We start from the raw sequence: 26,109 nt of genomic DNA, 5'->3' as shown, positions 1-26,109 counted from the left end.
CTCGGAAGGTCTCGGAAACTCTCGGAAGTTCTCGGGGGGTGGTCTACGGGATCTTACAAAGCAGATGTCGGCGGTTCGAAACCGTCCGCGCCCACCAGTACGAAGGCCCCCAACCGATCATGGTTGGGGGCCTTCGGCATCTACTTCTGACGTCAACGGGCGTGGTCACCCACGGTCGGGACGCTGCCGCTGAGTACGAACCCGTACCCCCCGTGAGTACGAACCCGTATCTCCCGCTTGTCAAGCACCCGCCGTCGCTCCGCTCCTCCGGGCGGCCACACGGGGCAGGGGGCCAGAACAAGCCTCCGGCGGGGGCGGGGGACCGGCCGACGCCGGGGCGGAGAGGGGGCGCCGTACCCGAGTGAGGGTGCGGCGGGGCGGGCGTGGGATGGGTGGGAGCTGAGGTGAGTGGTGGGATGGGCTGGTCGGCCGGCGCACGCTGCTAAAGGGCGGCCAAGTAGGCGAACGCCCCTGCTCCGCAGCCAAGGGTCAAGAGCTGAACCACGCCAGGGATGTGCCATCGCAGGGCAAGCAGACCACCGCCTGTGACCGCAGCGCCACCAGCCAGGAACCACATCGCTCGCCGCGCGAAACTCGGTGCCTCCGGCGCGTTGTCTCCGTCGAAGCTGTCGGCCCAGCCGGAAATCCCGTAGCCGTACAGCAGCCAGGCCATGGCCAAGAGATCGATGACGAGCAGCGCAACGCTTGCCCCCACCTGCCGGCCGGTCGACGGATTGTTCACGAGCTCCCCGCCCCCACAAGTCCGCTTGAAGGCGACCACCCGTCGATCGCCACGCGAACCAGCATGGCGGCCCCGTCGGCGTTTCACATGAGCACGCGTACTCAGACGCCCCCGGTTGTGCCCCGGGCCACCGGTGCTCCCGGGCCCGTCGTGTCGGTGCTCGACCGGGCCACTGAGACTCCGTCGGTGCGCTCGTACCTGGTGGAGGGGGCAGCCGCCTGCCAGGATCAGGCCGTGATCAAGTCTTCGAAAGCCGCAAAATTGAGCAGAGTCATGGACTGGGCAGGGCTGATTCCCTCCACTCTCATGCTTGCAGCCGGCGTCAGGGAGTACCGCGACAGCGGGTCCCCCGGGTGGCTGACCGGCGGAGTGCTCCTGGTTCTGGTCAGCCTTTGGGTGGTCTGTCGCGGGACGGCCCGCCGAAGCGGCAAGGCCGCCGGTTCGCCGTAGGAGTACAGCAGCGCCGCAGTACCGCGACCGCAGCGACCGGCCCCGCCCGCTGCCGCCTCTCCGAGACCTCGTAGCGGCCGGCACGCCCCTCGCTGACCGATCCTGCCGGGGCACTTGCGCAGGCCTCGCCGAGGTCGAAAGCCTCCAGGCCTCGGCTTCCCCCTGCGACAGAAGCTTGGCGAGGTACCCCTATCTGGCGAAACTGCCCAGTATCCAACGGCGTATCCGCTACGGTCGGCTTCTTTCGCCGCGTCCCTTGGGGGAACCATGTCGTACAACCCGCCGCCGCAGCAGCCCCCTTGGGGCCAGCCGCCCGCCCCTGGGGGCCCCAGCCCCTACACGCCCTACACGCCCTACACGCCTCCGGCTCCGCAGCCGGAGCGCTCGAAGTGGGCACGCAAGCGGGTGTTGATCCCGGCTGCGCTGATGTTGTTCTTCATCGGCGTCGTCGCCGGGTCCGACGGCGAGACGAAGACCGACACCGTGGCGAGCAAGAAGGTGGCGCCTGCCGCAACCGTGACCGCGACGGTCACAGCCACTCCGGCGCCGGCTGCCACGGTGACGGCGACGGCGACGGTGAAGGTCAAGCCGGAACCTGCGCCGACTGTGACGAAGACGAAGACCGTCCATGTCACGGTGGCCCCCGCTGCGGGCGGCAGCGATGACAGCAGCGACGACAGCAGCGGGTCTGGCGGTTCGGCCTACTACGCGAACTGCACCGCGGTGCGCGCCGCCGGCGCCGCTCCGATCCGCACGGGGGACGCAGGCTACGGCAGGCACCTGGACCGCGACGGCGACGGCGTCGCCTGCGAATAGCGCGCGTCACACAGGGTGCCCCTCGGAAGGGGCAAGGGCTTCGTCGTCAGGCAGGGGTCGCCGTGGGTGCGCGCCGTTCCTTTCGAGCGTCGTGCCGGCAGCCGTCGCGGACATCAACGACGGCGGACGGCAACGACGGCGGACATCAACGGCAACGAGCGGTCGACCACGCCCCGGTCTCCTGTGCACCCATGTGCTGCCAAGCAGGGCGGGGGCGTTCTGGCGATCCAGTGGGAGCAGGCCGGGAGAACGGCCCCGCACGCCCGGCTACAGGGAGGGGGCGGCGACCGTCTCCATCGCTTCGAGAGCCAGGCCCCACGGGTACCCCTCCGGCTGCCCCTGGAGTCCCTGGACCGGCTCGTTCGGCGCGAACCCGCCGTCCCCGTACAGCACCGTCACACCAGCTCCCCGCAGCATCGCCACCGACCGTTCGAACTGCGGGTGCTGCACGTGGGCCGCGTTCACACACGGCATCGTCACCAACGGGATCCGCTTGCCGATCCCCTCGGCTGCCACGCCCACGACGAACGACGAAGTGATCCCCTGCGCCCACTGGTTGACCGAGTTGAACGTCGCCGGCGCGAACAGGATCGCGTCCGCCTCCGGCCACACGTCCGGTTCGCCGGGCATCTTGTACTCGGAGCGCACCGGATGCCCGGTCAGCACAGCCAACCCGTCGAGGCTGTTGCCGAGCCAGCGGGCCGCGGTCGGCGTCAGTCCCAGGCACACGTCCCACCCGCGGGCCTGCGCGTCCTCGACGATCCGGGCCACGTCGAATACGGGCGGTGCGGCCGAGCAGAACAGGTACAGAGTCCTCGTCATGCCGTCCAGTGGATCACACGCGACATCCCCCGGACCAAGAGGAACAGGGGTGGATGGCGGGTTTTGGACCATGGGGCACGGAGGCGGTTCCGGGCGGGACGGGGCGCTGCGCGGGGGCTGCGCGGGGGCCGGCTGTTTCGCGTGGTTGCCCGGGCTGCGGTCGCGAGGCGTGGGCTATGTTGAGCATCAGTGGGACGAGAGGGAGGCACGCCGGTGCCATCAAGGCAGCAGGCACGCGCACAGGCGTCCGCGATCACGCCGGGAAGGCAGTCTCCGGACACGGAGGCATCCCCCACGGACAGAGTGCGCGCACTGTTCGGCGGCCACCGGCTGTCCCCCGCGCAGCGGCGTATCGCCCAGTACATCGTCGACCACCTCACCGAGGCCGCCTTCCTGTCGATCACGGACCTGGCGGAGCGCGTCGGGGTGAGCCAGCCGTCGGTGACCCGCTTCGCGTCCTCCCTGGGCTTCAGCGGGTACCCCGCCCTGCGGGAGGCCCTGCAGCCCATCGCGCTCAGCTCCGTCGCGGGCTCCCCGGACACGCGGGAGACGCGGGAGGAGATCCGCCGCAACGAGTTGCAGGCGGCCGTCGACGCCGAGATCGAGAACCTGGAGAGTCTGCGGCGCACTCTGGCCGATCCCGGCCGGGTCCTCGACATCGGCCGGGAGCTGGCCCGGTCCGTGCCTCTGACGGTTCTGGGGCTGCGGATCTCCGTGTCGCTGGCGGAGTACTTCGCCTACGCGGCGCGGCGGATCCACCCCGACGTGCGGCTGGTGACCCGTGGGGGCAGCGTCGCCTACGACGCGCTGCTCCAGTCGCGGGAGGCGGGCGGGACGTGGGTGGTGGCGTTCGCGATGCCCAGGCACGCCAACGAGACCCTGGCGGCCCTGCAGGCCGCCCGCAGCACGGGGCTGCGCGTCGCGCTGATCACCGATCTGACGCTCGGGGCGCTCGTGGACGAGGCCGATGTGGCGCTCACCGCCGGCACCGGATCCCGTCTCGTTTTCGACTCCTACTCGGCGCCGGGCGTCCTGTCCGCAGCCGTCCTCCAGGCCATGGCCGACGCCGACCCCGTGCGTACGCAGTCACGGCTGGAGGGGTACGAGCAGGTCGCGGAGCAGCACGACTTCTTCATCGAGGACTGATCCGGGCCCGGGCGGAACAGCGGAGTCACGGAGTCACGGAACGCAGCTTTTCATGACACTTGAGGAATGAATTTTTTCATACCCTTGCTTACTCGGCCGTATATATGTTTACTGCCTGTGGTCGCCGCATCCTCGCGCCTCACATGACCGGACACCCACGGGCGGCGCACTCCTCCTCACGCCGGCCCACGGGTGTTCCACCCGGGCACTCCGCTTTCCCCGGCGGACGCCCCCCTCGGCGGTCCCGGTCAACCCCTGGGCCGGGACCGCCGCACACCTCCACGGTGTTCCGCGACCAGAGAACCCGTCCACCATCCCGCCGGAGCGACGACGATGCCGCAGACCCTCTCACCGACCGGCCCGGACTGGCCGTGTCAGGTCAAGGCCCCCGGCAGCCAGGACTGGGAGCGCACGGCGGCCCGGTGGCTGCGGGACCTCCTGCCGGCCCGCTACGCCGGGTACCCGGCGCTCACCCGCCACCCCCTCCTCCTCGCCCGCCACGCGCAGCTCCAGGTCGAGCACGAGATCCGTGCCGTACGGGTCGCGCTGCGCACCTGCCGGGCGGAACTGCCCGCCCTCGACGTCTCCGAGAGGGTCATCGAGAGCACCATCCGGCTCTACGCCGTCGAGCTGGAGCAGCTCGGCCGCCTGGCCCGCGCCGTCCGGCTCATCACCGAGGCGCTCCTCGCCGGCGCCCGTGCCGGGCAGGGGCGGCAGGGCCGCTGAGCGGGATTCCTCCGCGGCGGCCGTGCCGGGGAGGGCGGCCCGGGGATACCGTCGTGAGTATGTGCCGCAGTATCAAGACGCTCCGTCCGCCCGTTCTGCCCGGGGAAGCCTCCGACGAGGAGATCGACGCGGCTGCCCTGCAGTACGTGCGCAAGGTCTCCGGGTTCCGGGCGCCCGCCGCCCACAACCGCGAGGTGTTCGACCGGGCCGTCTCCGAAGTGGCCGAGGCGACCCGCAGGCTGCTCGCCGGGATCGAAGTGCGAGGAGGGGCGGCCAGGCAGGGCTAGGGCGCGGCCGGCGCGGGGGCCGGCGCCGGGCGGCGTACGAACAGGGCCGCCAGGGTGCCCGCCACGAACAGCGCCAGCAGCGAGACCGCCGCGCCCAGCCACGACGCGCCCAGCCACTGGGCGCCGAGGTAGCCGAGGCCCACGCTGTAACCGGCCCAGGCGACGCCCGCCAGGGCCGACCAGGGCAGGAACTCCTTCACCTTGCGGTGGGCGGCGCCCGCGCCCAGGGAGACGACGGAGCGGCCCGCCGGGGCGAAGCGGGCGATGACGACGAGGATGCCGCCGCCACGGCTGAGCGCGGCGCCGAGACGTTCCTGCGCGGTGGTCAGGCGGCGTGAGCGGGCGATGGCGCGGTCGAGGCGCTCGCCGCCGCGCCAGGCCAGGCGGTACGCCACGAAGTCGCCCAGTACGGACGCCGCCGTCGCGCACACCATCAGCGCCAGGATGTCGGGCACCTGGTGCGCGACCTGGCCGGTGGCTCCCGCGACGGTCGTGGTGCCCGCCGCGGCGGCGGTGGCGGCCGTGATCACCAGGACTCCGCTGGGGAGGACCGGTACGAAAACGTCCAGGACGACGGAGAGCGCGACCACCGCGTAGATCCAAGGGCTGCCGGTCAGCGCCCCCACACTTTCCAACAACGTGACTCCCCGGTTCGTGACAACGCCGCGACGTCGCAGGGGAGCGGCAGGGGCGGCAGTACAGCCATACAGCGTACGCCTGCCATATCGGCCGAGATCGTCAGGGGCCCGGCGATGTTGGACATGTCACGTTCAACGGGCTGTCGGGAATACGGCCGGGAATACGGCCGGGAATACGGCCTGGGACACGGCCGGGACAGCGGGAGGGAGCGGTCGGATCAGGTCGCGCTCCGGTCCGTCGGCAGCGAGGTCAGGACCGCGGCCGTACGGACCGTCACCGCCGCCCGCAGCGCCGCGCGCGCCACCGCGTCCGCGTCCGCCAGCGTGACCGAGTCGACCCCGGGCCTGGCGCCCGCCGCGGTCACCCAGTGCACACCCTCCGTGGGCACCCCGAACGCGAACCGCCCGGGGTGCGGCCGTCCCTCACCGTCCGTCAGGCGGTACGGGCGCCGGGTGACGTCGAGGCCGCCCGTCTCGTACCCGTCGACCGTGTGCGGGCGGCACTGGCCGGTCTTCAGGAGGCGTGCGAGGAGCTCGTCCGCCGTACGCCGCAGATCGGGCTCCGGCAGCCGTGCCTCGATGAGCGTCGTGGCCGCGACCTCGGACCCGGCTATGTCGGGGGAGCGGGCGACGAAGGCGTGGTCCGCGGTCTCCACCGTCATGCGCGGCCCCACCACGTCCAGTACGCCCGCCTCGATCAGCGCCGTCATCTCCTCGATCCTCCTGCGCGGCGGCCCGATGGAGAGGAAGGCGTTCAGCGGCGTGTACCAGCGGTCGAGATGGTCGCGGCGGGACGCGCCGGGCAGGCCGGCGTGGTCCACGATCTGCCGCAGTTCGTTGCGCAGGTCGCGCAGCACGTCGAGGGCGGCCTTGCGCGGGCCCGCCACGTTGCCGAGCGCCGCGTGCGCCGCGTCCCGCCGCAGGTGGCGCAGCAGCCAGGCGCGGTGGTCCGCCGGGCCGCGGAAGGTCTGTCCGGTGTACGGGCGGGCGGTCAGGTCCCAGCACCAGCGCTCCGCGTGCGGCACCCCGAACGCGGCCAGCACGTCCGCCTCCTCGGCGCTGCGGTGCGCGGTGGCGAGGAAACGTCCGCGAAAGCCGGTGCCGCCGCCTGGCGTGGCGGTGGCGTGTGCGCCCAGCAGCGTCTCGTAATAGACCGTCTCCACCTCCTTCGCGACCAGCGGCCATATCTCGGCCAGGAAGTCGGGCGGGTCGCCCGCGTCCGCCCGGGCGCGGAAGGCCGCGATCACGCGGGGGGTCAGGAGCAGCGGCTCGTGCCGGCCGTACGGGCCCTTCGCGTTGTCGCCGCGCGCCTGGTGCGGCACGCCGCGCCGCGATCCCGCGAACAGGCGCGGTTCGCGGCCCGAGCGGTGGTAGACGAGGCCGCCGTCCGCGGCGTGGGTGAAGGTGCCGCCGCGCCCTGTGGTCAGCAGCGCCATGTGGTCGAAGAAGTTGAGGCCCAGGCCGCGCAGCAGGACGGGTTCGCCGGGGGCGAGGAACGACAGGTCGAGGTCGGCGGGGTTCGCGGGGAGCAGATGGCGCAGGCCGTGGCGGGCGGCGTGCGCGGTGAGACGCGCGTCCGACGGGCCGGGGTGCACGGGCAGGTGGCCCTGGGCGAGGACGACCGCGCTCAGGCCGGTGAGTGCCTCGCCGTTGTCGAGGGTGAGGGTCTGGGGGGCGCCGGGGGAGCCGTGGGTGTCCTGGAGGTTCACGGCCCGCGCCGGGTGCACCCGTACGGTGACCGACTCCGGCGCCCCGCGCACCACTTGGCGAAACACCCACTCCAGGTAGCGGCCGTAGCAGGCGCGGGTCGGGTAGTCGTCGGGGCCGAGCTCCGCCTCGCCGCTCCGGGAGGCGGCCCACTCGTACAGGCTCGGCCCCGGGCGTATCGGGCCCTCGCAGCCGACGCTCGCGTCGGTGAAGAGCGTGACCTGCGAGGCCACCGTGTTCATCAGCAGCTCGGCGGGCTGGTCGGTACGCCAGACCCGGCCTGCCCCCGGCGGCGCGGGGTCGACGACGTGCACCGTCAGCCGGGTGTCCGGGGCCAGGTCCGGCACGGAGGCGCAGAGCCTTTCGAGCACGCTGGTGCCGCGCGGGCCGGCGCCCACGACAGCGATGGCTTGGTGCACTGCGGACAAAGCGTGGACTCCCGGGACGGGTGCGGCGGCGGGTGCGGCGTGGGGCGCCGGAGGCGGAGGGTTCGCATCATCATGCCGGGGGAGCACGGGAAGTCGTAGCCCTGTACCGGTGATCTCCACCCGCTGTGGGAAGGATCACGGGGCCGGACCGCGGACCGGCCCGGGCCCCGCCCGCCGGATCCGTCCAGGACCCCGGCCGCCGGCAGGTCCGGGCCGTCGGCCGGCGGCCCGCCCGGACCCTCAGCCGCCGGTCCGCCCCGGCCGGGTCAGCTCCCTCTCCAGTACGGTCACGAGCCCCGTGCCGCCGCCCTTCTTCGCCCGCGCCTGGTCCAGCCGCAGCGCCGCCGACCGGCCCCGCATCGTCAGCGTCATCAGCTGGTTGCCGAACCACGGCCCCGACGTCCTCCGCCAGCCGAGCCGCGGCTCCCTCATCCGCCCGTGCCGCGCCAGGAGACGGCCGATGCGCCGGCCCGTCCCGCTCCAGCCGAAGCGGAAGCCGAGCCGTATCGAGGCCGAGATGCTGTTGTGCACGGGGGAGCAGGTCAGCTGGACCACCTGCGCCGCCGGACCGCCGTCCTCGCCGCGCCAGCGTGCCTCGGCGACGTACGCGTGGTGCACGTCGCCCGACAGCACGCACACCGTCGCCGGGGCGTCGGAACCCGAACCCACCTCCGCGATCATGTCGGCCAGCCGGTCGAAGGAATCCGGGAACGCCGCCCAGTGCTCCAGGTCCGCCTTCCTGCGCAGGTTCTCGCCGAAGCGCGCCCAGCGCGCACCCCGCTCGCCCCGGCACAGCGCCGCGTTCCAGCCCTCCGCCTCATGGATGAGCGGGGGCAGCAGCCAGGGCAGCGAGGTCCCGATCAGCAGGTGGTCGTACGAGGACGGGTCCTCCAGCGCCTGGTCGCGCACCCACCGCTCCTCGGCGTCGTCGAGCATCGCGCGCTTGTCCTCCTCCAGGACGCGGGCCGCGCGCGTGTCGACCATCAGCAGGCGCACCCGGCCGAAGTCGCGCCGGTAGCTCCAGTGGACGCGGGCCGGCTCGTTGTCGGCGAGCGAGGCGAACTCCCGCAGGAGCTCCGTTCCGTCGGAGGCCGCCCGTACGGCCGCGTAGAGCTCGTCCTTCGCGAGCTCGGCGGGGGAGAGGTTGCCCAGGTGCTGGTAGACCCAGTACGACATCAGGCCGCTGAGGATGCGCTCCCGCCACCAGGGCGTGGCGCGCATGTCCGCCACCCAGGAGGCGCTGGTGTTCCAGTCGTCGATCACATCGTGGTCGTCGAAGATCATGCAGCTCGGGACGGTGGAGAGCAGCCAGCGCACCTCCGGGTCCAGCCACGACTCGTCGTAGAGCCGGGTGTACTCCGTGTAGTCGGCGACCCCCGCGCCCGGCGCCTCGCGCAGATCGCGCCGCGTGGCCAGCCAGCGCCGCGTCGCCTTCGACGTCTCGTCGGCGTACACCTGGTCGCCGAGCAGGAGCAGGACGTCGGGGCGGGCCGACGGCGGGGCCGCGGCCAGTTCCCGGGCGAGCGTGTTCAGCGCGTCGGGCCCCACCGGGTCCTTGCCGCCGTGGGCCGGCGCGGCCCACCGGCACGAGCCGAAGGAGACGCGCACCTCCTCGTCCGGCCCCGCCGGTGTGCGGATGGTGCTCGGCGGGAAGCGGGAGTCTTCGAGCGGCCACACCCGGTGTCCGTCGAGCAGCACCTCGTACGCCGTCTCCGAGCCGGGGCGCAGCCCGGTCACGGTGACCAGCGCGTAGTGGTGTCCGGCGATCCGGAACGTGCGGGACGAACCGCCCGCGCCGCCCGTCCCGTCCTCGCACCGCACCTCCGCCGTGCACGGCCGGTCCGCCTCGACCCAGACGGTCGCGGCGTCGCCGGCTCCGTCGACGTACCGCAGCAGTGGTCCCAGCCGCAGCCCGGCCATGTGTGCCCTCCTCCGTCGCGTCCCGCACAGGAATCGGCCCTGTGCGGGGTTCGCCCCCGTACGGTACGGAACGACGGAGGAGGGTGGTGGGATTCCTGCTCAGCAGTTGTTCAGGACGCCCTGGAGCGCGCTCTTCTCCGCGGAGTTCACCGTCAGCTTCCAGTGGTGCTTCACGTCCACCCACATCCGGGCGTACATGCAGCGGTAGGCGGTGCGCGGCGGCAGCCACTCGCCCGGGTCCTGGTCGCTCTTCTCCTGGTTGACGTTGTCGGTCACGGCGATGAGCTGCGGCTGGGAGAGGTCGTTGGCGAAGGACTGCCGCTGCGCGGTCGTCCAGCTGCTCGCGCCCGAGCGCCAGGCCTCGGCGAGCGGGACCATGTGGTCGATGTCGACGTCGGACGCGGCGGTCCAGGTGGCGCCGTCGAACTCGGAGTACCAGCTGCCGCTGACGGCGGCGCAGCTGGAATCCTGCTGGACGTTCGTACCGTCGCGCTTGAGGACGACCTCGCGCGTGTTGCAGGCGCCGGACTGGGTGATCCAGTGCGGGAACTTGTCGCGGCTGTAGCCGGTGGACGAGCCCTCGGCGCGCTCGGTCAGCTCGCCGAGGTACGTGCGGGCGGTGGCGGCGCTCACGGGGGTGGGCGGAGACGCCTGGGCGGTGGGGGACGTGAGCAGGACGCTCGTGCCGGCGAGGGCGGCAGACGCGGTGAGTACGGCGATCCGGCGCGGTATTCGGAGTGTGCGGAGTGTGCGGAGCGGCACTCGACGCGCGTAGACACCTGACATGTGAACTCCCTTGTGGTGGGGGGACCGACCGGACTGCCCGTCGCCGGGCCCGGTCATCGTGGCGGCGCAGGGTTACCGGGGGATGGGCGCCGGGTAACAGCGTGACGACATGAGCACGTCACATCAAGGGTTCTGACGTTCCGACACCGTTCCTCCACCGCCCTAGAGTTGGACGGTGACCGCCTCGTCAGCGCCGCCCCTCGCCGCAGCGGGCCACGTCCTGCTGCCCGTCGGCCCCACGCTCGGAGCCGTCCTCGCCGTGCTGCTCGCGGTCGCGGTGACCGTCGTCGCCTGCGCCCGCCTCTCCGACGACGGGTCCCGCGGCCGGGCCCGCTCCGTCGCCACCGCCGGCCTGCGGGCCGCCGTCCAGCTCGCCGCCGTGTCCCTCCTGATCGGCTGGGTCGTGCGCTCCGGATGGCTGCTGCTCGCCTTCCTCGCCCTGATGTACGCCGTCGCCGTACGCACCGCCGGGCGCCGCGTCACCCCCAACGGCACCTGGTGGTGGGCCGCCGTGCCGATCGGCGCGGGCGTCGTCCCCGTGGTCGCCGCGCTCGTGCTCACCGGCCTCGTACCGGTCGACGGCATCGCGCTCGTCCCCGTCACTGGCATCCTCATCGGCGGCGCGCTCACCGCGACGGTGCTGGGCGGGCGGCGGGCGCTCGACGAGCTCGCGGTGCGGCGCGGGGAGGTGGAGGCGGGCCTGGCGCTCGGCCTCGTCGACCGCGAGGCCCGGCTGGAGATCGCCCGCCCCGCCGCCTCGGACGCGCTGCTGCCGGGTCTCGACCAGACCAGGACGGTGGGACTGGTCACACTGCCGGGCGCCTTCGTCGGCATGCTGCTGGGCGGCGCCTCGCCGCTGCTCGCCGGGGTGGTGCAGCTGTTCGTGCTGGTCGCACTGATGGCGGTGCAGGCGACCGCGGTGGCGGCGGTGCTGGAACTGGTGGCGCGGGGGCGGCTGCACCGGGACCAAGGGGCCTGAGGGGGCCGGAGCCCGTTCGCGTACCCTGTACGGAGCAGAAGGGGAGTAGCTCTTCGCCGGACCGTCGACATACTGCTGAGCACGCCTCAGCCGGCGCCCGGAGGCGGACACGGAACCACGTCCGCCAGCGAGACCTTCGGCCGCAGTGTTGTTGTCTTTCCACGACGCTGCCGTGCCGAAGCGACCCCTGATTCACGCAGGTTTCTCTCGGCGCGGGCAGCCCGACCGATTGAGGAACCCCACCCCCGTGATCAGTTTCACCATCATGGCGATCACCTTCGGCACCGTCTTCCTCGCCGAACTCCCCGACAAGACCGCCCTGGCCGGTCTCATGCTCGGCACCCGCTACCGCGCGTCGTACGTCTTCGCGGGCGTCGCGGCCGCCTTCGCCGTCCACGTGGCCCTCGCCATCGCGGCGGGCAGCGTACTGACCCTGCTGCCGCACCGGCTGGTGCAGGCCGTCGTGGGCGTCCTCTTCCTCGCGGGCGCGATGGTGCTGCTCTTCAAGAAGGACGACGGCGAGGAGGAGATCAAGGCCCCCGCCGACCAGTCCTTCTGGAAGGTCTCGGGCGCGGGCTTCATGCTCATCCTGGTCGCCGAGTTCGGTGACCTCACGCAGATCATGACGGCCACCCTGGCGGCCCGCTACGACAACCCGGTGTCCGTGGGCATCGGCGCGGTGCTGGCCCTGTGGGCGGTCGCGGGCATCGGCATCGTGGGCGGCCGCACGCTCATGAAGTACGTGCCCCTGAGCCTGATCACGAAGGTGGCGGCGGCGCTGATGCTGGCGCTGGCGGCGTTCAGCCTGTACGAGGCCGCCGTCGGCTGACCGCCGCCCCCTCGGCCGCATCCCGGCCCGAGCGGCGCTGTTCGCACCGCGCCGGCTTCCCGGAGCCCCGGTACCGGCGGCCGGGCCGCCCCGGAGCCCCGGCACCGGGCGGCCGCCCTCGGGCGCGGGCCCCGGCGTCCGCCCGCTCTCAGGCGGTGACGTGCAGCCGCAGCGTGCCGTCGGGCAGGGCCTCGATCCGTACCTGCGTGAGGTCGTTCACGTGCACCGTCGGGGCGTGCACGGCCGCGCGCGGTCCCACGCCCACCACGCGCATCCCGGCCGCCCTGCCCGCCGTGATGCCCGCCTCGGAGTCCTCGAAGACGATGCAGTCGGCCGGGGCGTGGCCCAGCTCCGCCGCGCCCTTCAGGAAGCCCTCGGGGTCCGGCTTGCTCGCGCCCACCAGCTCGGCGGTGACGCGGGTGCGCGGCATCGGCAGCCCGGCGGCCTTCATGCGGGCCTGGGCCAGCCCCTCGTCGGCCGAGGTCACCAGGGCGTGCGGCAGGCCGGCCAGCGCGGCCATGAAGGCGGGGGCGCCGGGGACGGGTACGACGCCCTCGACGTCGGCGGTCTCCTGGGCGAGGAGCTCGCGGTTGTCGGCGTGGTTCTGCTCGACGGGGCGCTCCGGGAGGAGGACGGCCATGGTGGCGTACCCCTGACGGCCGTGGACGACCTTGAGGGCCTCTTCCGGGTCCAGGCCGTGCGCCTCGGCCCAGCGGCGCCAGACGCGCTCCACGACGGCGTCGGAATTGACGAGCGTGCCGTCCATGTCCAGGAGGAGCGCGTTGGCGTTCAGAACGGTGGTGGCCGGCATCGGCGTACTCCAGAGCGCGGAGGAAAGAGAACAAGCGGCCCCGCCCGCCGGTCAGGGAAAACGAGCGGAGGCCACTTTGTTCCATCACGATACAAAAGAGTCGGGGACAGCGCCACCCCGCCCCCCTCCTAGGGCGCCGGCAGAGCTGCCGCGGCGGCGCGAACCCATGGCCCGTCAGGGCTCCTCCGTCTCCGCCTCCAGCGCGCGGCGGGTGTGGGGGCCGTAGGCGCCCTCGGGGTCGCCCTGGATGTACTTGTACGACTGGTACGTACGCACGGCCTCCTCCACCCGGTCGTCGAAGTGACCGTTCCTCCGGCCGCGGTAGAGCCAGAGCTGCGCCAGTCTGTCCTGGAGTTCCGCGACCTCGGGGCCCCGGTCGCCCCTCCTCAGCGTGGCGGCGGGCTCCGGCGGTTCCTCCGCCGTGGTGGTGGGCCGTACGGCGGAGGGCGTCACCGGCGCGGCCGGCTTCGACGGGCCGGCGGAAGCACTCGGGGACGCGGTGGCCGAGCGCGAGGCGGATGCGGATGCGGAGGCGGACGCGTCTGCGGACGTGGACGTGGATGCGGACGCCGATGCGGACGGGGAGACCGACGCGGAGGCCGATGCCGATGCCGATGCCGAGGGAGTCGGAGACCGCGATCCTGCGCCGGACTCCGACGCGGACGTCTCGGGGCCGTCGCTCGCGCTCGGCACGCCGGTCACCGTGTCCGGCAGCGCGCGCTCCTGCTCGTCGTCCCCGGAGAACAGCCCGCCCGCGAAGACCGCGGTGCCCACGACCGCGGCAGCGGCCGCCCCCACCACGAGCCACAGCACCGGCCCTCTGCGCTGCCGCCCGCGGGGCTCCGGCGGCTCCTCGCCGAAGCCGGAGCCGGAGCCGTGCCCCGGGCCCGCGCCGGGCGGCGGTCCGTACGACGGCACGGCGCCCATGAGGGCAGTGGTGTCGGCGGAGCCGGTGGCGTCGTCCCCGGGCCCGCCCCCCGGCCCGGTCGGCACTCCCAGCGGCATCGTCATCGCCGCGTCGCCCCCAGGCTCCGCGTACGACGGCGACGGCGGCGGCGTCCCGTCGTCCGTCTCCTGAAGCGTCACATACGGGCGTATCCGCAGCGGATCGAAATCCTCCGCCGCCGCGATCTCGGCCGACCGCTCGGCCCGTACGGCCCGGGCCGTACGCTCCGCGCACCCGCAGCCGGGTCTGCCCGCGTCGTCGGACGCGGCCCCCCGGCCCGTACCGCACTCGGGACATATGTGTCCGTTCACCTTGGGTCCCCTCCCTCGAACTGCCAGCGATTATGCAGATCCGCCGAAGGGATTCCCAGCAGGTGCGCCCCCGCTCGGCAGGCCGTATCCGCCCGCACCACCCAGGATGGAAAGGGTGCACGACTCCCAGGGGACCCGAGGAGAAGTCCATGGCCCAGCAACCGGGCGGTGCCCCCGCCGAGGCCCCGGCCGCCGGCCCCGGCGCAGGCACGGGTGACAGCCGGCGGACCGTTCTCGCAGCCATCGGAGCGCTGCTCCTCGGCATGCTGCTCGCCGCGCTCGACCAGACCATCGTCTCGACCGCCCTGCCGACGATCGTCAGCGAACTCGGCGGCATGGAGCACCTGTCCTGGGTGGTCACGGCGTACATGCTCGCCGCGACCGCGGCCACACCCCTGTGGGGCAAGCTCGGCGACCAGTACGGCCGCAAGAAGCTGTTCCAGGCCGCGATCGTCATCTTCCTGATCGGCTCCGCGCTGTGCGGCGTCGCGCAGGACATGTCCCAGCTCATCGGCTTCCGCGCGGTCCAGGGACTGGGCGGCGGCGGTCTGATGGTGCTGTCCATGGCGATCGTCGGCGATCTCGTGCCGCCCCGCGAACGCGGGAAGTACCAGGGCCTGTTCGGGGCGGTGTTCGGCGCGACGAGCGTCCTGGGGCCGCTCCTCGGCGGGCTCTTCACCGAACACCTCAGCTGGCGCTGGGTCTTCTACGTCAACCTTCCCGTCGGCATCGTCGCCCTCCTCGTGATCGCCGCCGTACTGCACATCCCGGTCCGCCGCACGCGCCACACCATCGACTACCTCGGCACCGCCCTGATCGCCTCGGTCGCCGTCTGCCTCGTCCTCGTCGCCTCCCTCGGCGGCACCACCTGGGCCTGGGGCTCGGCGCAGATCGTCGGGCTCGCGGTCCTCGGCGTCGTCCTGCTGGTCTGGTTCGTCCTCGTGGAGCGCAGGGCCGCCGAGCCCGTCCTGCCGCTGAAGCTCTTCAAACTCCGGACGTTCACGCTCGTCGCGGTCATCAGCTTCGTCGTCGGCTTCGCGATGTTCGGCGCGATGACCTACCTGCCGACGTTCCTCCAGGTCGTCCAGGGCGTCAGCCCCACCATGTCCGGCGTGCACCTGCTGCCGATGGTGCTCGGCATGCTGCTCACCTCGACCGCGTCCGGCCAGATCGTCAGCCGTACGGGCCGCTGGAAGGTCTTCCCGATCGCCGGTACGGGCATCACCGCCCTGGGCCTCCTCCTCCTGCACCAGCTGACCGAGACCACCGGCGCCTGGGAGACGAGCGTCTTCTTCTTCGTCTTCGGCGCCGGACTCGGCCTGGTCATGCAGGTGCTGGTGCTCGTCGCGCAGAACGCCGTCAGGTACGAGGACCTGGGCGTCGCCACCTCCGGCGCGACCTTCTTCCGCTCCATCGGCGCGTCCTTCGGCGTCGCGATCTTCGGCACCGTCTTCACCCACCGGCTGGTCGACAAGCTCGGTGACGCCCTGGCCGGCCAGCAACTGCCGCCCGGCACCGGCCCCGACCAGGTCGCGGCCGACCCGCGCGCCATCGCGCTGCTGCCACCGGGGCTGCGCCCGCCGGCGCTGCACGCGTACTCCACGTCCATCACCGACGTCTTCCTGTACGCGACCCCTGTCGTCCTCGTCGCCTTCCTGATCGCCTGGCTGTTCAAGGAGGACAAGCTGCGCCGGTCGGTGACGGCGCCCGACGCGGGCCAGACGCTGGCGTCCAACCCGGTCGAGCGTTCCTCGTACGACGAATGCGCCCGCGCGCTCTCGCTGCTCGCCACGCGCGAGGGGCGCCGCAGGGTCTACGAGGAGATCACCGCCAGGGCGGGCTACGACCTGCTGCCCGCGGCCGGCTGGCTGCTGCTGCGCATCAGGCGCTCGGGCGCCGTCGAACCCGGCATGCTCGCCGACGCCACCCCGGTTCCGCTGCGGGTGATCACCGAAGCGTCCCGGCAGGTGGAGGAGCGCGGGCTCGCCCGGCGCGACGGTCTGCAACTGGTGCTGACGGAGAAGGGGGAGGCGGTCGCGGAAAGACTCGCCAAGGCGCGCGAGGACTCCCTGGCCGAGCTGCTCGGCGACTGGTGGGGACCCGACCGGCCGACCGATCTGGTCAAGCTTGTCAAGGAGTTGAGCGCCGAGGTGAGCGGCTCCGACGAGGAGCGCCCGTACGCCCCGGCGCCCAGGTCCGACCACACGCTCTGAGACCCGCGGCGCCCTGAGACCGGGGGGCGCCCTGAGGCCCGTGGCGCCCGCTCCCACGGCGGCCGGACCGCCCTGCGGGGCTACAGGGACTTGGCGAACCAGTGCTCGGCGTACGGGCCGTTGTTGAACGCCGGGACCTCGGCGTACCCGTGCCGGGTGTACAGCGCCCGCGCCTCCACCAGGTCGTTGCGGGTGTCCAGCCGGACGCGCTTGACGCCGAAACCGCGGGCCGCCGTCTCGATCGCGTCCAGCAGCAGAGCGCCGCCGCCGGTGCCGCGGAAGGCGGGGCGTACGTACACCCGCGTCAGTTCGGCGGTGTCCGGATCCATCACGCGCAGCCCGGCGCAGGCGGCGGCCGCGCCGTCGTACCGGCCGACGACGAACTCGCCCGTGGGCGCCGTGAGCCGCTCGACGCCGTCGCCGGTGAGCCCCTCGTCCACCTCCCGCGCGGTCGCGGGGCGCCCCCAGTAACGGCTGGCCACCTCGTCGTAGTAGTCGCGGCGCAGCGCCGTCGCCTCAGGGGTGTCGTAGCGCTCAGGGGTCACGTTCCAGGTCATGGTCACGTCTGTACCGGAGCGCCCGGCCGTTTGGCCAACGGATTACGGGCAACCCGCTGCGTGACAAGCCGTTGACGGAACGAGAACCGGGAAGGCAGCCATGTCCACACTCTGGATCATCGCCCTGTTGGCGGTGGTCGTCGTCGCCGTCGTCGCCGTCTTCATCGTCGCCGGACCGGGCAGGGGCGGCGGCGGTCGCGGGCTCAAGAGGCGGTTCGGCCCCGAGTACGACAGGGCCGTGGCCCGCCACGACGGCGACACCAAGGCGGCCGAGCGCGAACTCGACGAGCGCGTGAAGCGGTACGGGTCGCTGGAACCGCGGCCGCTGCCCCCCGAGACGCGTGAGCAGTACGTCGCCCGATGGGCCGGTGTCCAGGAGCAGTTCGTCGACTCCCCGCGCCAGGCCGTCGCCGAGGCCGACCGGCTGCTGGCACGGCTCGCGGCCGACCGCGGGTTCCCGGCCGACGAACAGTACGACGAGCAGGTCTCCGCGCTCTCCGTGCACCACGCGGGACATGTGGAGGGCTACCGCAGGATCCACCGCGCGGCGCACACCGACAGCAGTACGGAGCAGATGCGCGAGGCCATGCTCGACGCGCGTGAGCTCTTCGAGGCGCTGGTCACCGCCAAGCCGGCGGACAGCGGCCGGCACCGTCCGCACCACGCCGGCGACCGTGACCGTTCCGGCCGGGCCCGCTCCCACGTCTCGTGGTCGCCGGGCCGGGGCCACCACGCGAAGGGAAGTGGCGCGTAATGACGTACGAGACCGACGCGGACCACCGTGCACAGCGGCAGCAGCAGCCGCCACAGCAACCGCAGCAGCAGCAACCCCCGCAGCCGCCGCCACCGCCGCTCACCGTGCCCGGGCAGACCGCCCGGCACGCGACGACAGAACCCGGCCCCGGTCACGGCTCTAGCCACGGCCACGGCCCCGGTCACGCAACCGGTCCCGGTCACGAAACCGCCTCCGCCTCCGCAGCGTCTGCTCAGGAACCCGCCCCTCATGGGCTCCTGCCGCACGACGAACGCGACAAGCTGGCCCTGCGCCTCCAGCAGGCCGTCAACGCCTTCGTGGACGGCCCGCGGCGCTCGGTCGAGGAGGCCGACAGCGTCTTCGAGGAGGCGGCCCGCTGCCTGACCGAAGCCGTGGCCGAACGGCGCGGCTCCCTCCGCACGGCCTGGGCGGGCAGGGACCGCGAGGCCGAGACGGAGGAACTGCGGGTGGCCCTGCGTACGTACCGCGAAGTGACGGAGCGTCTTCTGCGGGTATGAGGTTCCTGCTGTTCGCGGCACCGGGCAGAATTATCTGCCCGGTGCCGCGAACGGCTCTGCGCATTCGCTTTGGGTAACGTACCGGATGTAATGAGTCACTGAATTCTGCGACCGAAAGCGGTTGAGCATGGCGACAGTGCAGAAGCCCGACGCCAACGCTGCGGAATCTCTCGTCTCGCCGGTCAGTTCGCACAACGAATGGGACCCGCTGGAGGAGATCATTGTCGGGCGTCTCGACGGCGCGACGATTCCCTCCCACCATCCGGTCGTGGCCTGCAACATCCCGCCATGGGCGGCGCGATTGCAGGGACTTGCCGCCGGCTTCAAATATCCGCGCGCGCTGATCGAACGGGCGCAGCAGGAACTCGACCAGTTCATCGCCCTCCTGGGGTCCCTCGGTGTCACGGTCGCGCGCCCGGACGCGGTCGACCACAGACAGCGCTTCAGCACCCCGGACTGGTCGTCGCGCGGCTTCTGCAACACCTGCCCGCGTGACAGCATGCTCGTGATCGGCGACGAGATCATCGAGACCCCGATGGCGTGGCCGTGCCGGTATTTCGAGACCCACTCCTACCGCGCGATTCTCAAGGACTATTTCCGGCGCGGCGCGCGCTGGACGGCGGCACCGAAACCGCAGCTCACCGACGAACTGTTCGAGGTGGATTTCCGTGTCCCCGCGGCCGGCGAGCCCATGCGCTACATCCTCACCGAGTTCGAGCCGGTGTTCGACGCGGCGGATTTCGTGCGCGCGGGACGCGATTTGTTCGTCACGCGGAGCAACGTCACCAACGGCATGGGCATCGACTGGCTGCGCCGCCATCTCGGCCCCGGCTACCGCATCCACGAGATCGAGAGCCGCTGCCGCACGCCCATGCACATCGACACGACGTTCCTCGTGCTCGCGCCCGGCAAGGTGCTGGTCAACCCCGAGTACATCGACGTCGACCGCCTGCCCGACGTCCTGAGTTCGTGGGACGTCCTGATCGCTCCCGAGCCCGACCCGATCGACGAGCGCCTGCTCAAGGTCACCTCGATGTGCGGCAAGTGGCTCAGCATGAACATTCTCATGGTCGACGAGAAACGGGTGATCGCGGAGCGGCACCACACCGGCATGCTGCGCGCGCTCGAAGCGTGGGGGTTCGAGCCGATCCCCTGCGACCTGCTGCACTACGCGCCGTTCGGCGGCTCGTTCCACTGCGCGACACTCGATGTCCGGCGCCGCGGCACGCTCGAATCGTATTTCGACTGAGCGGTCGACGGTCCGGGCGCGCCGAAACGGCCGCGCCCCGTACCGGATCGGTCCGGGTACGGGGCGCAGGGCCGAAGCCGGGCAGGGGCCGGTGCCGTCCCGGGCCGGCGCGGCCCGGGGACGGACTGCCGCTGCGGGAGACCTACGCGCCCTTGGGCGCGGCCTGCTGGACCACCTCGAACGACCACAGCGTGGAGCCGGAGGCGGCGGGCTTGGGACGCTCGCCGCCCTCACCCGCGCCCGGACCCTGGTGGGCGGCCTTCATCGGCCCCTCCATCCAGGCCTGGAACGACGCCTCGTCGGCCCACCGGGTGTAGACGAGGTACTGGTCGGTGCCCTCCACGGGCCGCAGCAGCTCGAACCACTCGAAGCCGTCGGAGTTCTCCACGGACCCGGCCCGCGCCGAGAACCGCTTCTCCAGTACCTCGCGCTGCTCGGCGGGCACACTCAGCACATTGATCTTCACGATGCTCATGCGGCCATCCTGCCGTACGAAGCCCGCAGTTCGCGGGCCTCCTCCTGCGTGGCGACCGACGGCGGCGAACCCGGCAGGGGCCTGCGGGCGCTCTCCGTCATGAAGAACACCGCGATGCCGCCGACGACGGCCGCGCCCATCATGTAATAGGCGGGCATCATCATGTTGCCGGTCGCGCCGATCAGCGCGGTGACGACCAGCGGCGTCGTGCCGCCGAAGAGCGAGACCGAGATGTTGAAGCCGATCGACAGCGAGCCGTAGCGCACCCTGGTCGGGAAGAGCGCGGGCAGCGCGGACGGCATCGACGAGGTGAAGCAGACCAGCAGAAGTCCCAGCGCGCCCATGCCGAGCGCGATGGCGAGCAGCGAACCCTGGCGGATCAGCAGCAGGGCGGGCACGGACAGGAGCAGGAAACCGGCGCAGCCCGCGGCGATCACCGGGCGGCGGCCGACGCGGTCGGTGAGACGGCCCATGAAGAGCTGCGCGCACATCATCAGCGCCATCACGCCGAGGACCACCAGCAGGCCGTGCGTCGCGTCGTACTCCAGCTGCTCGGTGAGGTACGTCGGCATGTACGAGAGCAGCATGTAGTCGGTGACGTTGAAGACGAGCACCAGCGCGATGCACAGCAGCATCGCCCGCCACTGCCCGATCAGCATGTCCTTCAGGCCCGCCTTCTCCTTGCGGGCCGCCTGGTCCGCGCGCGCCTCCTTCTCCAACCGGGCGAAGGCCGGGGTCTCTTCGAGGCGCAGGCGCAGGTAGAGGCCGATGATGCCCATCGGGCCCGCGATCAGGAACGGGATGCGCCAGCCCCAGGAGACCAGGTCGTCGGCGCTGAGCAGGGCGGTCATCAGGGTGACCAGGCCGGCGCCGCCGATGTAGCCGGCGAGGGTGCCGAATTCGAGGAAGCTGCCGAAGAAACCGCGGCGCTTGTCGGGCGCGTACTCCGCGATGAAGGTGGAGGCGCCGCCGTACTCGCCGCCCGTCGAGAAGCCCTGGACCAGGCGGGCCAGGAAGAGGAGCGCGGGCGCCCAGATGCCGATCGTCGCGTACGACGGGATCAGGCCGATCGCGAAGGTGCCCGCCGCCATCATGATCATGGTGATGGCGAGGATCTTCTGGCGGCCGACGCGGTCGCCGAGCGGGCCGAAGACCATGCCTCCGACGGGCCGTACGAGGAATGCCGCCGCGAACGCTCCGAACGTCGACAGCAACTGCGCGGTGGGGTCGCCGGAGGGGAAGAAGACCTTCCCGAGCGTCACCGCGATGTAGCTGTAGACGCCGAAGTCGAACCACTCCATGGCGTTGCCCAGGGCGGCCGCCTTCACCGCCCGCCTGACCATCGCGGGATCGGTGACGGTGATGTCGGGGGTGTCGGGGGTGTCGGTGATGCCGGATCGGGAGTCAACGGGTGTGGGGGTCGGCACGAATTTGCCCGCCTGCGCTTTCTCGTGTGGGACGGCACGACATGAGCCGCCTCGTCGGGGCGGCTCAAAAAAGACCATAGGTGCTTAACCGGTCTTTACGGATGGTGCGGAGTTGATCGCTCTTCGTCCATCTGACCGCCCGCCAGCTGGGCAAACGTGCCGCACACCGGGTCCGCCCCGCACCCCTCGCCTGTGATCCATCTCGCGCCCCGCCGGTGGAACGAGGATCGTGGAAGGAGTCGTCCTTCAGACAAAACCGGATGACGGCCAGGCGAATCGGGGGTTGCCTGCGTCTTCTGTACGGGGCAGTGCGACGCTCTACGCACCGTGCACGCGGGTGCGGGACAGGTGGGGAGGGTCGGCGCGACATGGCGAATGCGGAGCGGGGCGGACCGGGCGGAGCCGTCGGTGCGATCGGCGCCGGGGACAGGGTCGGCGTGGCACGGATCGTGCTGTGGGCCGTCGTGGCCGCACTGGCGGTGCGGCAGATCGCGACGGTCCTGCGCACGCCGCCGGGCGAGCGCTTCACCGATCTGGAGACCTGGATCGGCGACCGGGGTGTGCTGCACGTCACCGGCTCCCTCTACGACACCGACCGCTTCAACGGCACGCCCTTCGCCGGCCTCGTCCTGAAACCGCTCGCCCGCTCGGCCGAGCAGAGCCTCGGTATGGCCTGGACCTTCGGGACGCTGCTGCTCGTCGCCGTACTGGGCGTGGTCGCCGCCCGCGCCCTGCCGGGGCCCGTCTCGCGGCGCACCGCGCTGCTCGCCGCGCCCGTCGCCATCAGCCTGCTGATGCTGTCGCTGCCCGTGCGCAACACGCTCCACCTCGGCCAGACCAGCGTCATTCCCGTCCTCTTCGTCCTCCTCGGCTGCTTCCAGGCGCGCGGGGAACGCGGCTCCGGCGTCCTCATAGGGATCGCCGCCGCCCTCCAGCCCACCGTGCTGCTGTTCGCACCGCTGCTGTGGCTGACGGGACGAAGACGCGCCGCGCTCACCACGGGCGCCACGTTCGCCGTCTGCTCGGGTCTGGCCTGGGCGGCGATGCCGCAGGACTCCTGGACGTACTGGGTGCACCACATGGCCGGCGCCGGGCTCGGCGCGCGCCCCGACAGCCTCGCCAACCAGTCGCTGCACGGCGCACTGCTGCGGCTCGGCCTGGAAGGCCCGCTGGAGATCGCCCTCTTCCTCCTGCTGGCCGCGGCCGTCGTCGTCCTGGGACTGCGGCGCGCCGTCCGCTACGCCCAGGACGGCCAGCTGCTGCTCGCCGTGGCGCTGACCGGCTGCGTCGCGGTCGCCGTGTCGCCGACGGCCTGGCAGCACCAGCTGCTGTGGGTGCTGCTCGCGGTGGTCGGACGGGTCGGCAGGCGGGCGTCGGACCGCATGGTGTGGCCGGCGGCCGTCGTGCTGGTGATGACGCTGCCGGGCACGATGCTGCTGCCGAACGTGGCGCCGCTCGTCCCGGTCCGCGACAACGCGCTGCTGGTGGCGGCGGTGGCGGCGGCCTGCGCGGTGCCTTTCGTGTCGCGGACCTCGCCGTACTGGAGCCGGCCCGTCCCCACCGACTACGCGGAGCCGGCGCCGGCCCGCTGGAGCCGGGTGCCGCTGGCGCCGTTCTGGCGCCGGGTGCTGACCCGCCCCAACCTGCTGCTCGAACTGCTGCTGATCCGCGCCGGCTACTCCCTCTACTCGCAGGTGCGCACCGCCGCGGCGGGCGGGCGCGCCACCGCCGAGGAGCACGCCCGGCAGATCGTCTCGGTGGAGCGGTTCCTGCACATCGACATCGAGCGCTGGGCCAACCACGCGGTGGTGAAGGCGGACTGGCTGGAAGCCTTCTTCAACTTCTACTACTCGTCGTTCCACTTCGTCGTACCGCTGACGATCCTCGGCCTGCTGTACGCCCGCCGCCCCGCCGACTACCGCTGGGCCCGCAGCTCGCTGGGGTTCGCGACCGTGCTCGCGCTGGTCGGCTTCTGGCTCTACCCGCTGGCGCCGCCCCGCCTGGTGCCGGGCCTCGGCTACATCGACACGATCCACGGCCCGCAGGACCTCGCGAGCCCGGAGTACGGCGCGCTGACCGCCCTGACCAACCAGTACGCGGCGATGCCCTCCCTCCACTTCGGCTGGTCGCTGTGGTGCGGGCTGGTGGTGGTCCTGATCGCGCCGAAACTGTGGATGAAGCTGCTGGGCCTGCTCCACCCCCTCTTCACGGTGTGCGCGATCGTCGCCACCGCCAACCACTGGGTGCTGGACGCGGTGGGCGGGGCGGCGGTGGTCGGCGCGGGCTTCGGCCTGACATACGTCCTGGCCGGCCCGCGCAAGCTCCTCCGGCCCGTGCCGCAGCCGTCGTCCGGGCCGCCCGTGCCGCAGCCGTCCTCCGCGCCGCAGCTGCCCGCACCCGGAGTTCCGCTCCCCGGCGCCGGCAGGTCCGACGGCAGGGAAGTCCCGGCGGGCAGCGCGGGATCCGGCTCCGGTACGCCGAAGTAGGCGCGCACCGGCACGACTCCCGCCCACCGCCCCGGCCCCCGTCGGGGCCGTCCCCGTCCCGGGGCGGGCGCCGTCCCGACGGCCCGTCGACGTGCGTCACGGTCCGCTGCTGATTCTGTTGCCCCGCTCCCCTTTCCCCACCGGTCCAGTCCAGTTGGTCCGCTGGCCCGACTCTTTCGGTCGGGCGGGGTAAATCGGGATGATCTCCGTAGGAGCCGGGGGCAAGCCGGAGGCAAAGGCGGACGTGGCCCTGGCGCATCACGTTCCGTGGTTACCATGGCCACGGCCCAGCGGAACATCACCGTCAACTTTCCTCGCTCCGTCATCACATGGTGTCTCCGCTGCCGGCCGGCCACCCCCACACACCGTCTGAGGGATCCGCGCTATGACCATGCCTGCCGCCGTCCGCCCGCGCCGCGCATCGAAACGGCGGCCGCCCTGGACTGCGCCGGTGGCAGGTCTCGTCGTCGCCGCCGCGGCCGGTGGCGCCGCGGTGGGGGCCGCCCCGGACGAGGCGCGCCCGTGGGTGCTCGGTACGGCCGCCGCCGGCGTCCTGTGCGTCCTCGCGCTCTCCGTCGTCGCCGCGGTACTGACCGAACGGCTCGCCGCCGCCAGGCGCGCGGCCCACGAGGAGCAGGCCGCGCTGCGCGAGCGAATAACCCGCAGCACCGGTGAGACCGCGCACCTGGTGAACGTCACGCTGCCGCAGATGGTCCAGCGCCTGCGCGACGGTTCGGACGCCGGCGAAGCGCTCGCTTCCGCCCAGCGGCCCGCCGACCCCCAGCTGGAGAACCTGCTGCGCGTCTTCACCACCGAACTGGGTGAGACGGCCCGCCGTACGGCGGCGGCGGAAGCCGACCACACGGCGGCCGTCCAGCGGATGACCCGGGGCGCGGCCGACCTGGAGCGCCTGACGGCCACCGCGCTGCCCGCAGCCGTGGCGGCACTGCGCCAGGGCGCCTCCGCCGACACGGTCCTCGCCGGACTGGACCTGCCCGCCGACGAACGGCTGCGGGCGCTGCTGGAGCAGATGGTGCGCGAACTCGGCGTCAGCGAGCGCCGCGCGGCTGCCGCGCAGGCCGCCAGCGCCAAGGCGCTGGGCCGGGTGCAGGCCAGGGCCGTCAGCATGCTGGCCGACCTGCGCGAGATGCAGGACCGGCACGGAGCCGATGTCTTCAGCGACCTGCTCAAGCTGGACCACAGCACCTCGCAACTCGGGCTGCTCACCGACCGGCTGGCCATTCTGATGGGCGGCCGGGCGAGCCGGGCGTGGAACAAGCCGATCGTCATGGAGAGCGTCCTGCGCGGCGCGGTCGGCCGCATCGCCGACTTCCGCAGGGTACGGCTGCACTCGGCCAGCACCGCCGCGGTCGCGGGGTTCGCGGCCGAGGGCGTGATGCACCTGCTGGCCGAACTCATGGACAACGCCGCGAACTTCTCGCCGCCCATCGACGAGGTCCACGTGTACGTGGAGGAGCGCAGCGCCGGCATCGTGGTCACCATCGAGGACAGCGGCCTGCGCATGGCCGACGCCGCGATGCGCCGCGCCGTGGAAGCCGTGTCGGGCCGGTCCACCGACCTGGCGGCCCTTCAGGGCACCCGGCTCGGCCTGGCGGTGGTCGGCATCCTGGCCGCCAAGTACGGCATCTCCGTGAACTACCGGCCCTCCTCCCGGGGCGGCACCGGAGTGGTGGTGCTGCTCCCGCCGCAGCTGCTGGCCCAGCAGCGCGTCCCGGCCCCCGTACCGGCGCGGACGCCCGCGGCTCCCGCGGCCGGCCCCGCGCCGCTGCCCGAGCCCGCCCCGCGGCCGGCGCTCCCGCCGGTCCCCGAGGTCCCGCCGGCGCCCGCGTTCCCGCCGGCGCCCGCGCGCGCCGACGCCGCCGGCAGGGCACCGCGCCCCGCGACCGCGGGCGGCCTTCCGGTACGCCCGCCGGGACGCACGATGGCCGCCGCGGACCAGAAGCGCCCCGAGACCCCGGACGCCCGCCCCGCCCCGCCCGCCCGCAACGCCGGGGCGAGCTTCGGCGCCTTCCACCAGTCCCAGCGCCGCAAGGACCCGCGCCCGCCCGCCTGAGCGCAACGGTCC

At 72.6% G+C, this 26,109-nt stretch carries 23 protein-coding genes; 12 read left to right on the top strand and 11 right to left on the bottom strand.

Annotated elements, in window-relative coordinates:
- Positions 1-442: 442 nt before the first annotated feature.
- Positions 443-742 carry a hypothetical protein gene (locus ACWD0Y_RS24350; RefSeq protein WP_450262435.1) on the bottom strand — a complete coding sequence of 100 codons (300 nt, stop codon included), beginning with the start codon at positions 740-742 and terminating at the stop codon, positions 443-445.
- Positions 743-1,618: 876 nt separating this feature from the next.
- Here ACWD0Y_RS24350 and ACWD0Y_RS24345 point away from each other — a divergent pair.
- The gene (locus tag ACWD0Y_RS24345) at positions 1,619-2,008 is read left to right on the top strand and encodes an excalibur calcium-binding domain-containing protein (protein ID WP_450262434.1); all 390 of its coding nucleotides are present in this window, start codon (positions 1,619-1,621) and stop codon (positions 2,006-2,008) included.
- A gap of 267 nt (positions 2,009-2,275) precedes the next feature.
- On the opposite strand, the gene ACWD0Y_RS24340 is transcribed toward ACWD0Y_RS24345, so the two are convergent.
- On the bottom strand, positions 2,276-2,830 hold the full coding sequence (locus ACWD0Y_RS24340) for a flavoprotein (RefSeq protein ID WP_450262433.1): 555 nt from the start codon (positions 2,828-2,830) through the stop codon (positions 2,276-2,278).
- A gap of 213 nt (positions 2,831-3,043) precedes the next feature.
- On the opposite strand from ACWD0Y_RS24340, the gene ACWD0Y_RS24335 reads away from it, so the two are divergent.
- The 3 genes from ACWD0Y_RS24335 to ACWD0Y_RS24325 all read left to right on the top strand — a co-directional run bounded on the left by ACWD0Y_RS24335 (position 3,044) and on the right by ACWD0Y_RS24325 (position 4,989).
- Entirely contained in the window at positions 3,044-3,976 is a 933-nt protein-coding gene (locus ACWD0Y_RS24335) for a MurR/RpiR family transcriptional regulator (RefSeq protein ID WP_450262432.1), read from the top strand.
- 333 nt (positions 3,977-4,309) lie between these two features.
- Positions 4,310-4,702 carry a hypothetical protein gene (locus ACWD0Y_RS24330; RefSeq protein ID WP_450262431.1) on the top strand — a complete coding sequence of 131 codons (393 nt, stop codon included), beginning with the start codon at positions 4,310-4,312 and terminating at the stop codon, positions 4,700-4,702.
- A 59-nt stretch (positions 4,703-4,761) separates the two neighbouring features.
- The gene (locus ACWD0Y_RS24325; protein ID WP_450262430.1) at positions 4,762-4,989 is read left to right on the top strand and encodes a DUF2277 domain-containing protein; all 228 of its coding nucleotides are present in this window, start codon (positions 4,762-4,764) and stop codon (positions 4,987-4,989) included.
- Here the strand turns inward: ACWD0Y_RS24325 and ACWD0Y_RS24320 are convergent.
- The 4 genes from ACWD0Y_RS24320 to ACWD0Y_RS24305 form a co-directional block, all read right to left on the bottom strand.
- Complete coding sequence (locus tag ACWD0Y_RS24320; RefSeq protein WP_450262429.1) at positions 4,986-5,627, bottom strand: DedA family protein; 642 nt, start codon at positions 5,625-5,627, stop codon at positions 4,986-4,988. The genes ACWD0Y_RS24325 and ACWD0Y_RS24320 overlap by 4 nt on opposite strands.
- Before the next feature lie 218 nt (positions 5,628-5,845).
- Positions 5,846-7,762: an FAD/NAD(P)-binding protein gene (locus ACWD0Y_RS24315; RefSeq protein WP_450262428.1), complete on the bottom strand. Its 1,917-nt coding sequence runs from the start codon at positions 7,760-7,762 to the stop codon at positions 5,846-5,848.
- 240 nt (positions 7,763-8,002) lie between these two features.
- A complete protein-coding gene (locus tag ACWD0Y_RS24310; protein ID WP_450262427.1) occupies positions 8,003-9,682 on the bottom strand; it encodes an alkaline phosphatase D family protein in 1,680 nt (559 codons plus the stop codon).
- A gap of 99 nt (positions 9,683-9,781) precedes the next feature.
- On the bottom strand, positions 9,782-10,468 hold the full coding sequence (locus tag ACWD0Y_RS24305; RefSeq protein ID WP_450262426.1) for an HNH endonuclease family protein: 687 nt from the start codon (positions 10,466-10,468) through the stop codon (positions 9,782-9,784).
- A 175-nt stretch (positions 10,469-10,643) separates the two neighbouring features.
- Here ACWD0Y_RS24305 and ACWD0Y_RS24300 point away from each other — a divergent pair, with 175 nt between their 5' ends.
- Both ACWD0Y_RS24300 and ACWD0Y_RS24295 read left to right on the top strand, forming a co-directional pair.
- A complete protein-coding gene (locus ACWD0Y_RS24300) occupies positions 10,644-11,447 on the top strand; it encodes an ABC transporter permease (protein ID WP_450262425.1) in 804 nt (267 codons plus the stop codon).
- A 247-nt stretch (positions 11,448-11,694) separates the two neighbouring features.
- Complete coding sequence (locus tag ACWD0Y_RS24295) at positions 11,695-12,276, top strand: TMEM165/GDT1 family protein (protein ID WP_450262424.1); 582 nt, start codon at positions 11,695-11,697, stop codon at positions 12,274-12,276.
- Positions 12,277-12,424: 148 nt separating this feature from the next.
- Here the strand turns inward: ACWD0Y_RS24295 and ACWD0Y_RS24290 are convergent, their stop codons facing one another.
- Both ACWD0Y_RS24290 and ACWD0Y_RS24285 read right to left on the bottom strand, forming a co-directional pair.
- Positions 12,425-13,087 carry an HAD-IA family hydrolase gene (locus ACWD0Y_RS24290; RefSeq protein WP_450262423.1) on the bottom strand — a complete coding sequence of 221 codons (663 nt, stop codon included), beginning with the start codon at positions 13,085-13,087 and terminating at the stop codon, positions 12,425-12,427.
- A 174-nt stretch (positions 13,088-13,261) separates the two neighbouring features.
- Positions 13,262-14,344: a peptidoglycan-binding domain-containing protein gene (locus ACWD0Y_RS24285; protein ID WP_450262422.1), complete on the bottom strand. Its 1,083-nt coding sequence runs from the start codon at positions 14,342-14,344 to the stop codon at positions 13,262-13,264.
- Positions 14,345-14,493: 149 nt separating this feature from the next.
- Here ACWD0Y_RS24285 and ACWD0Y_RS24280 point away from each other — a divergent pair, with 149 nt between their 5' ends.
- Positions 14,494-16,557 carry a DHA2 family efflux MFS transporter permease subunit gene (locus tag ACWD0Y_RS24280; RefSeq protein WP_450262421.1) on the top strand — a complete coding sequence of 688 codons (2,064 nt, stop codon included), beginning with the start codon at positions 14,494-14,496 and terminating at the stop codon, positions 16,555-16,557.
- A gap of 80 nt (positions 16,558-16,637) precedes the next feature.
- On the opposite strand, the gene ACWD0Y_RS24275 is transcribed toward ACWD0Y_RS24280, so the two are convergent.
- Positions 16,638-17,114: a GNAT family N-acetyltransferase gene (locus ACWD0Y_RS24275; RefSeq protein WP_450262420.1), complete on the bottom strand. Its 477-nt coding sequence runs from the start codon at positions 17,112-17,114 to the stop codon at positions 16,638-16,640.
- Positions 17,115-17,214: 100 nt separating this feature from the next.
- On the opposite strand from ACWD0Y_RS24275, the gene ACWD0Y_RS24270 reads away from it, so the two are divergent.
- From ACWD0Y_RS24270 to ACWD0Y_RS24260, 3 genes are all read left to right on the top strand, one after another.
- Positions 17,215-17,868, top strand: a complete 654-nt coding sequence (locus ACWD0Y_RS24270) for a hypothetical protein (RefSeq protein ID WP_450262419.1) — start codon at positions 17,215-17,217, stop codon at positions 17,866-17,868.
- Positions 17,868-18,386: a hypothetical protein gene (locus ACWD0Y_RS24265; protein WP_450262418.1), complete on the top strand. Its 519-nt coding sequence runs from the start codon at positions 17,868-17,870 to the stop codon at positions 18,384-18,386. Before ACWD0Y_RS24270 ends, ACWD0Y_RS24265 begins: the two co-directional genes overlap by 1 nt.
- Before the next feature lie 127 nt (positions 18,387-18,513).
- Positions 18,514-19,635, top strand: coding sequence for an amidinotransferase (locus ACWD0Y_RS24260; RefSeq protein ID WP_450262417.1), 1,122 nt, complete (start codon positions 18,514-18,516; stop codon positions 19,633-19,635).
- 142 nt (positions 19,636-19,777) lie between these two features.
- Here ACWD0Y_RS24260 and ACWD0Y_RS24255 read toward each other — a convergent pair whose 3' ends face one another.
- Both ACWD0Y_RS24255 and proP read right to left on the bottom strand, forming a co-directional pair.
- Entirely contained in the window at positions 19,778-20,110 is a 333-nt protein-coding gene (locus ACWD0Y_RS24255; protein WP_093801048.1) for an antibiotic biosynthesis monooxygenase family protein, read from the bottom strand.
- Positions 20,107-21,537 carry a glycine betaine/L-proline transporter ProP gene (proP, locus tag ACWD0Y_RS24250; protein WP_450262416.1) on the bottom strand — a complete coding sequence of 477 codons (1,431 nt, stop codon included), beginning with the start codon at positions 21,535-21,537 and terminating at the stop codon, positions 20,107-20,109. The genes ACWD0Y_RS24255 and proP overlap by 4 nt, the downstream gene beginning before the upstream one ends.
- 368 nt (positions 21,538-21,905) lie before the next feature.
- On the opposite strand from proP, the gene ACWD0Y_RS24245 reads away from it, so the two are divergent.
- Positions 21,906-24,023 (top strand): bifunctional glycosyltransferase 87/phosphatase PAP2 family protein, encoded by a 2,118-nt coding sequence (locus ACWD0Y_RS24245; RefSeq protein WP_450262415.1) that lies wholly within the window; start codon positions 21,906-21,908, stop codon positions 24,021-24,023.
- 385 nt (positions 24,024-24,408) lie between these two features.
- Positions 24,409-26,097 (top strand): ATP-binding protein, encoded by a 1,689-nt coding sequence (locus ACWD0Y_RS24240; protein WP_450262414.1) that lies wholly within the window; start codon positions 24,409-24,411, stop codon positions 26,095-26,097.
- Positions 26,098-26,109 lie beyond the last annotated feature (12 nt).

The organism is Streptomyces altiplanensis (assembly GCF_053591575.1).
The sequence above is the reverse complement of the archived record's forward strand: the minus strand, read 5'-3'. Positions and strand labels throughout refer to the sequence as shown.

Bases quoted from the DNA above. Each gene is read 5' to 3' on its own strand.
- ACWD0Y_RS24265 (WP_450262418.1), top strand. From the start codon at position 17,868: ATGACGTACGAGACCGACGCGGACCACCGTGCACAGCGGCAGCAGCAG.
- ACWD0Y_RS24310 (WP_450262427.1), bottom strand. From the start codon at position 9,682: ATGGCCGGGCTGCGGCTGGGACCACTGCTGCGGTACGTCGACGGAGCC.
- ACWD0Y_RS24345 (WP_450262434.1), top strand. From the start codon at position 1,619: ATGTTGTTCTTCATCGGCGTCGTCGCCGGGTCCGACGGCGAGACGAAG.
- ACWD0Y_RS24245 (WP_450262415.1), top strand. From the start codon at position 21,906: ATGGCGAATGCGGAGCGGGGCGGACCGGGCGGAGCCGTCGGTGCGATC.
- ACWD0Y_RS24270 (WP_450262419.1), top strand. From the start codon at position 17,215: ATGTCCACACTCTGGATCATCGCCCTGTTGGCGGTGGTCGTCGTCGCC.
- ACWD0Y_RS24290 (WP_450262423.1), bottom strand. From the start codon at position 13,087: ATGCCGGCCACCACCGTTCTGAACGCCAACGCGCTCCTCCTGGACATG.
- ACWD0Y_RS24275 (WP_450262420.1), bottom strand. From the start codon at position 17,114: ATGACCTGGAACGTGACCCCTGAGCGCTACGACACCCCTGAGGCGACG.
- ACWD0Y_RS24325 (WP_450262430.1), top strand. From the start codon at position 4,762: ATGTGCCGCAGTATCAAGACGCTCCGTCCGCCCGTTCTGCCCGGGGAA.
- ACWD0Y_RS24340 (WP_450262433.1), bottom strand. From the start codon at position 2,830: ATGACGAGGACTCTGTACCTGTTCTGCTCGGCCGCACCGCCCGTATTC.
- ACWD0Y_RS24330 (WP_450262431.1), top strand. From the start codon at position 4,310: ATGCCGCAGACCCTCTCACCGACCGGCCCGGACTGGCCGTGTCAGGTC.
- ACWD0Y_RS24255 (WP_093801048.1), bottom strand. From the start codon at position 20,110: ATGAGCATCGTGAAGATCAATGTGCTGAGTGTGCCCGCCGAGCAGCGC.
- ACWD0Y_RS24305 (WP_450262426.1), bottom strand. From the start codon at position 10,468: ATGTCAGGTGTCTACGCGCGTCGAGTGCCGCTCCGCACACTCCGCACA.
- ACWD0Y_RS24240 (WP_450262414.1), top strand. From the start codon at position 24,409: ATGACCATGCCTGCCGCCGTCCGCCCGCGCCGCGCATCGAAACGGCGG.
- ACWD0Y_RS24260 (WP_450262417.1), top strand. From the start codon at position 18,514: ATGGCGACAGTGCAGAAGCCCGACGCCAACGCTGCGGAATCTCTCGTC.
- ACWD0Y_RS24280 (WP_450262421.1), top strand. From the start codon at position 14,494: ATGGCCCAGCAACCGGGCGGTGCCCCCGCCGAGGCCCCGGCCGCCGGC.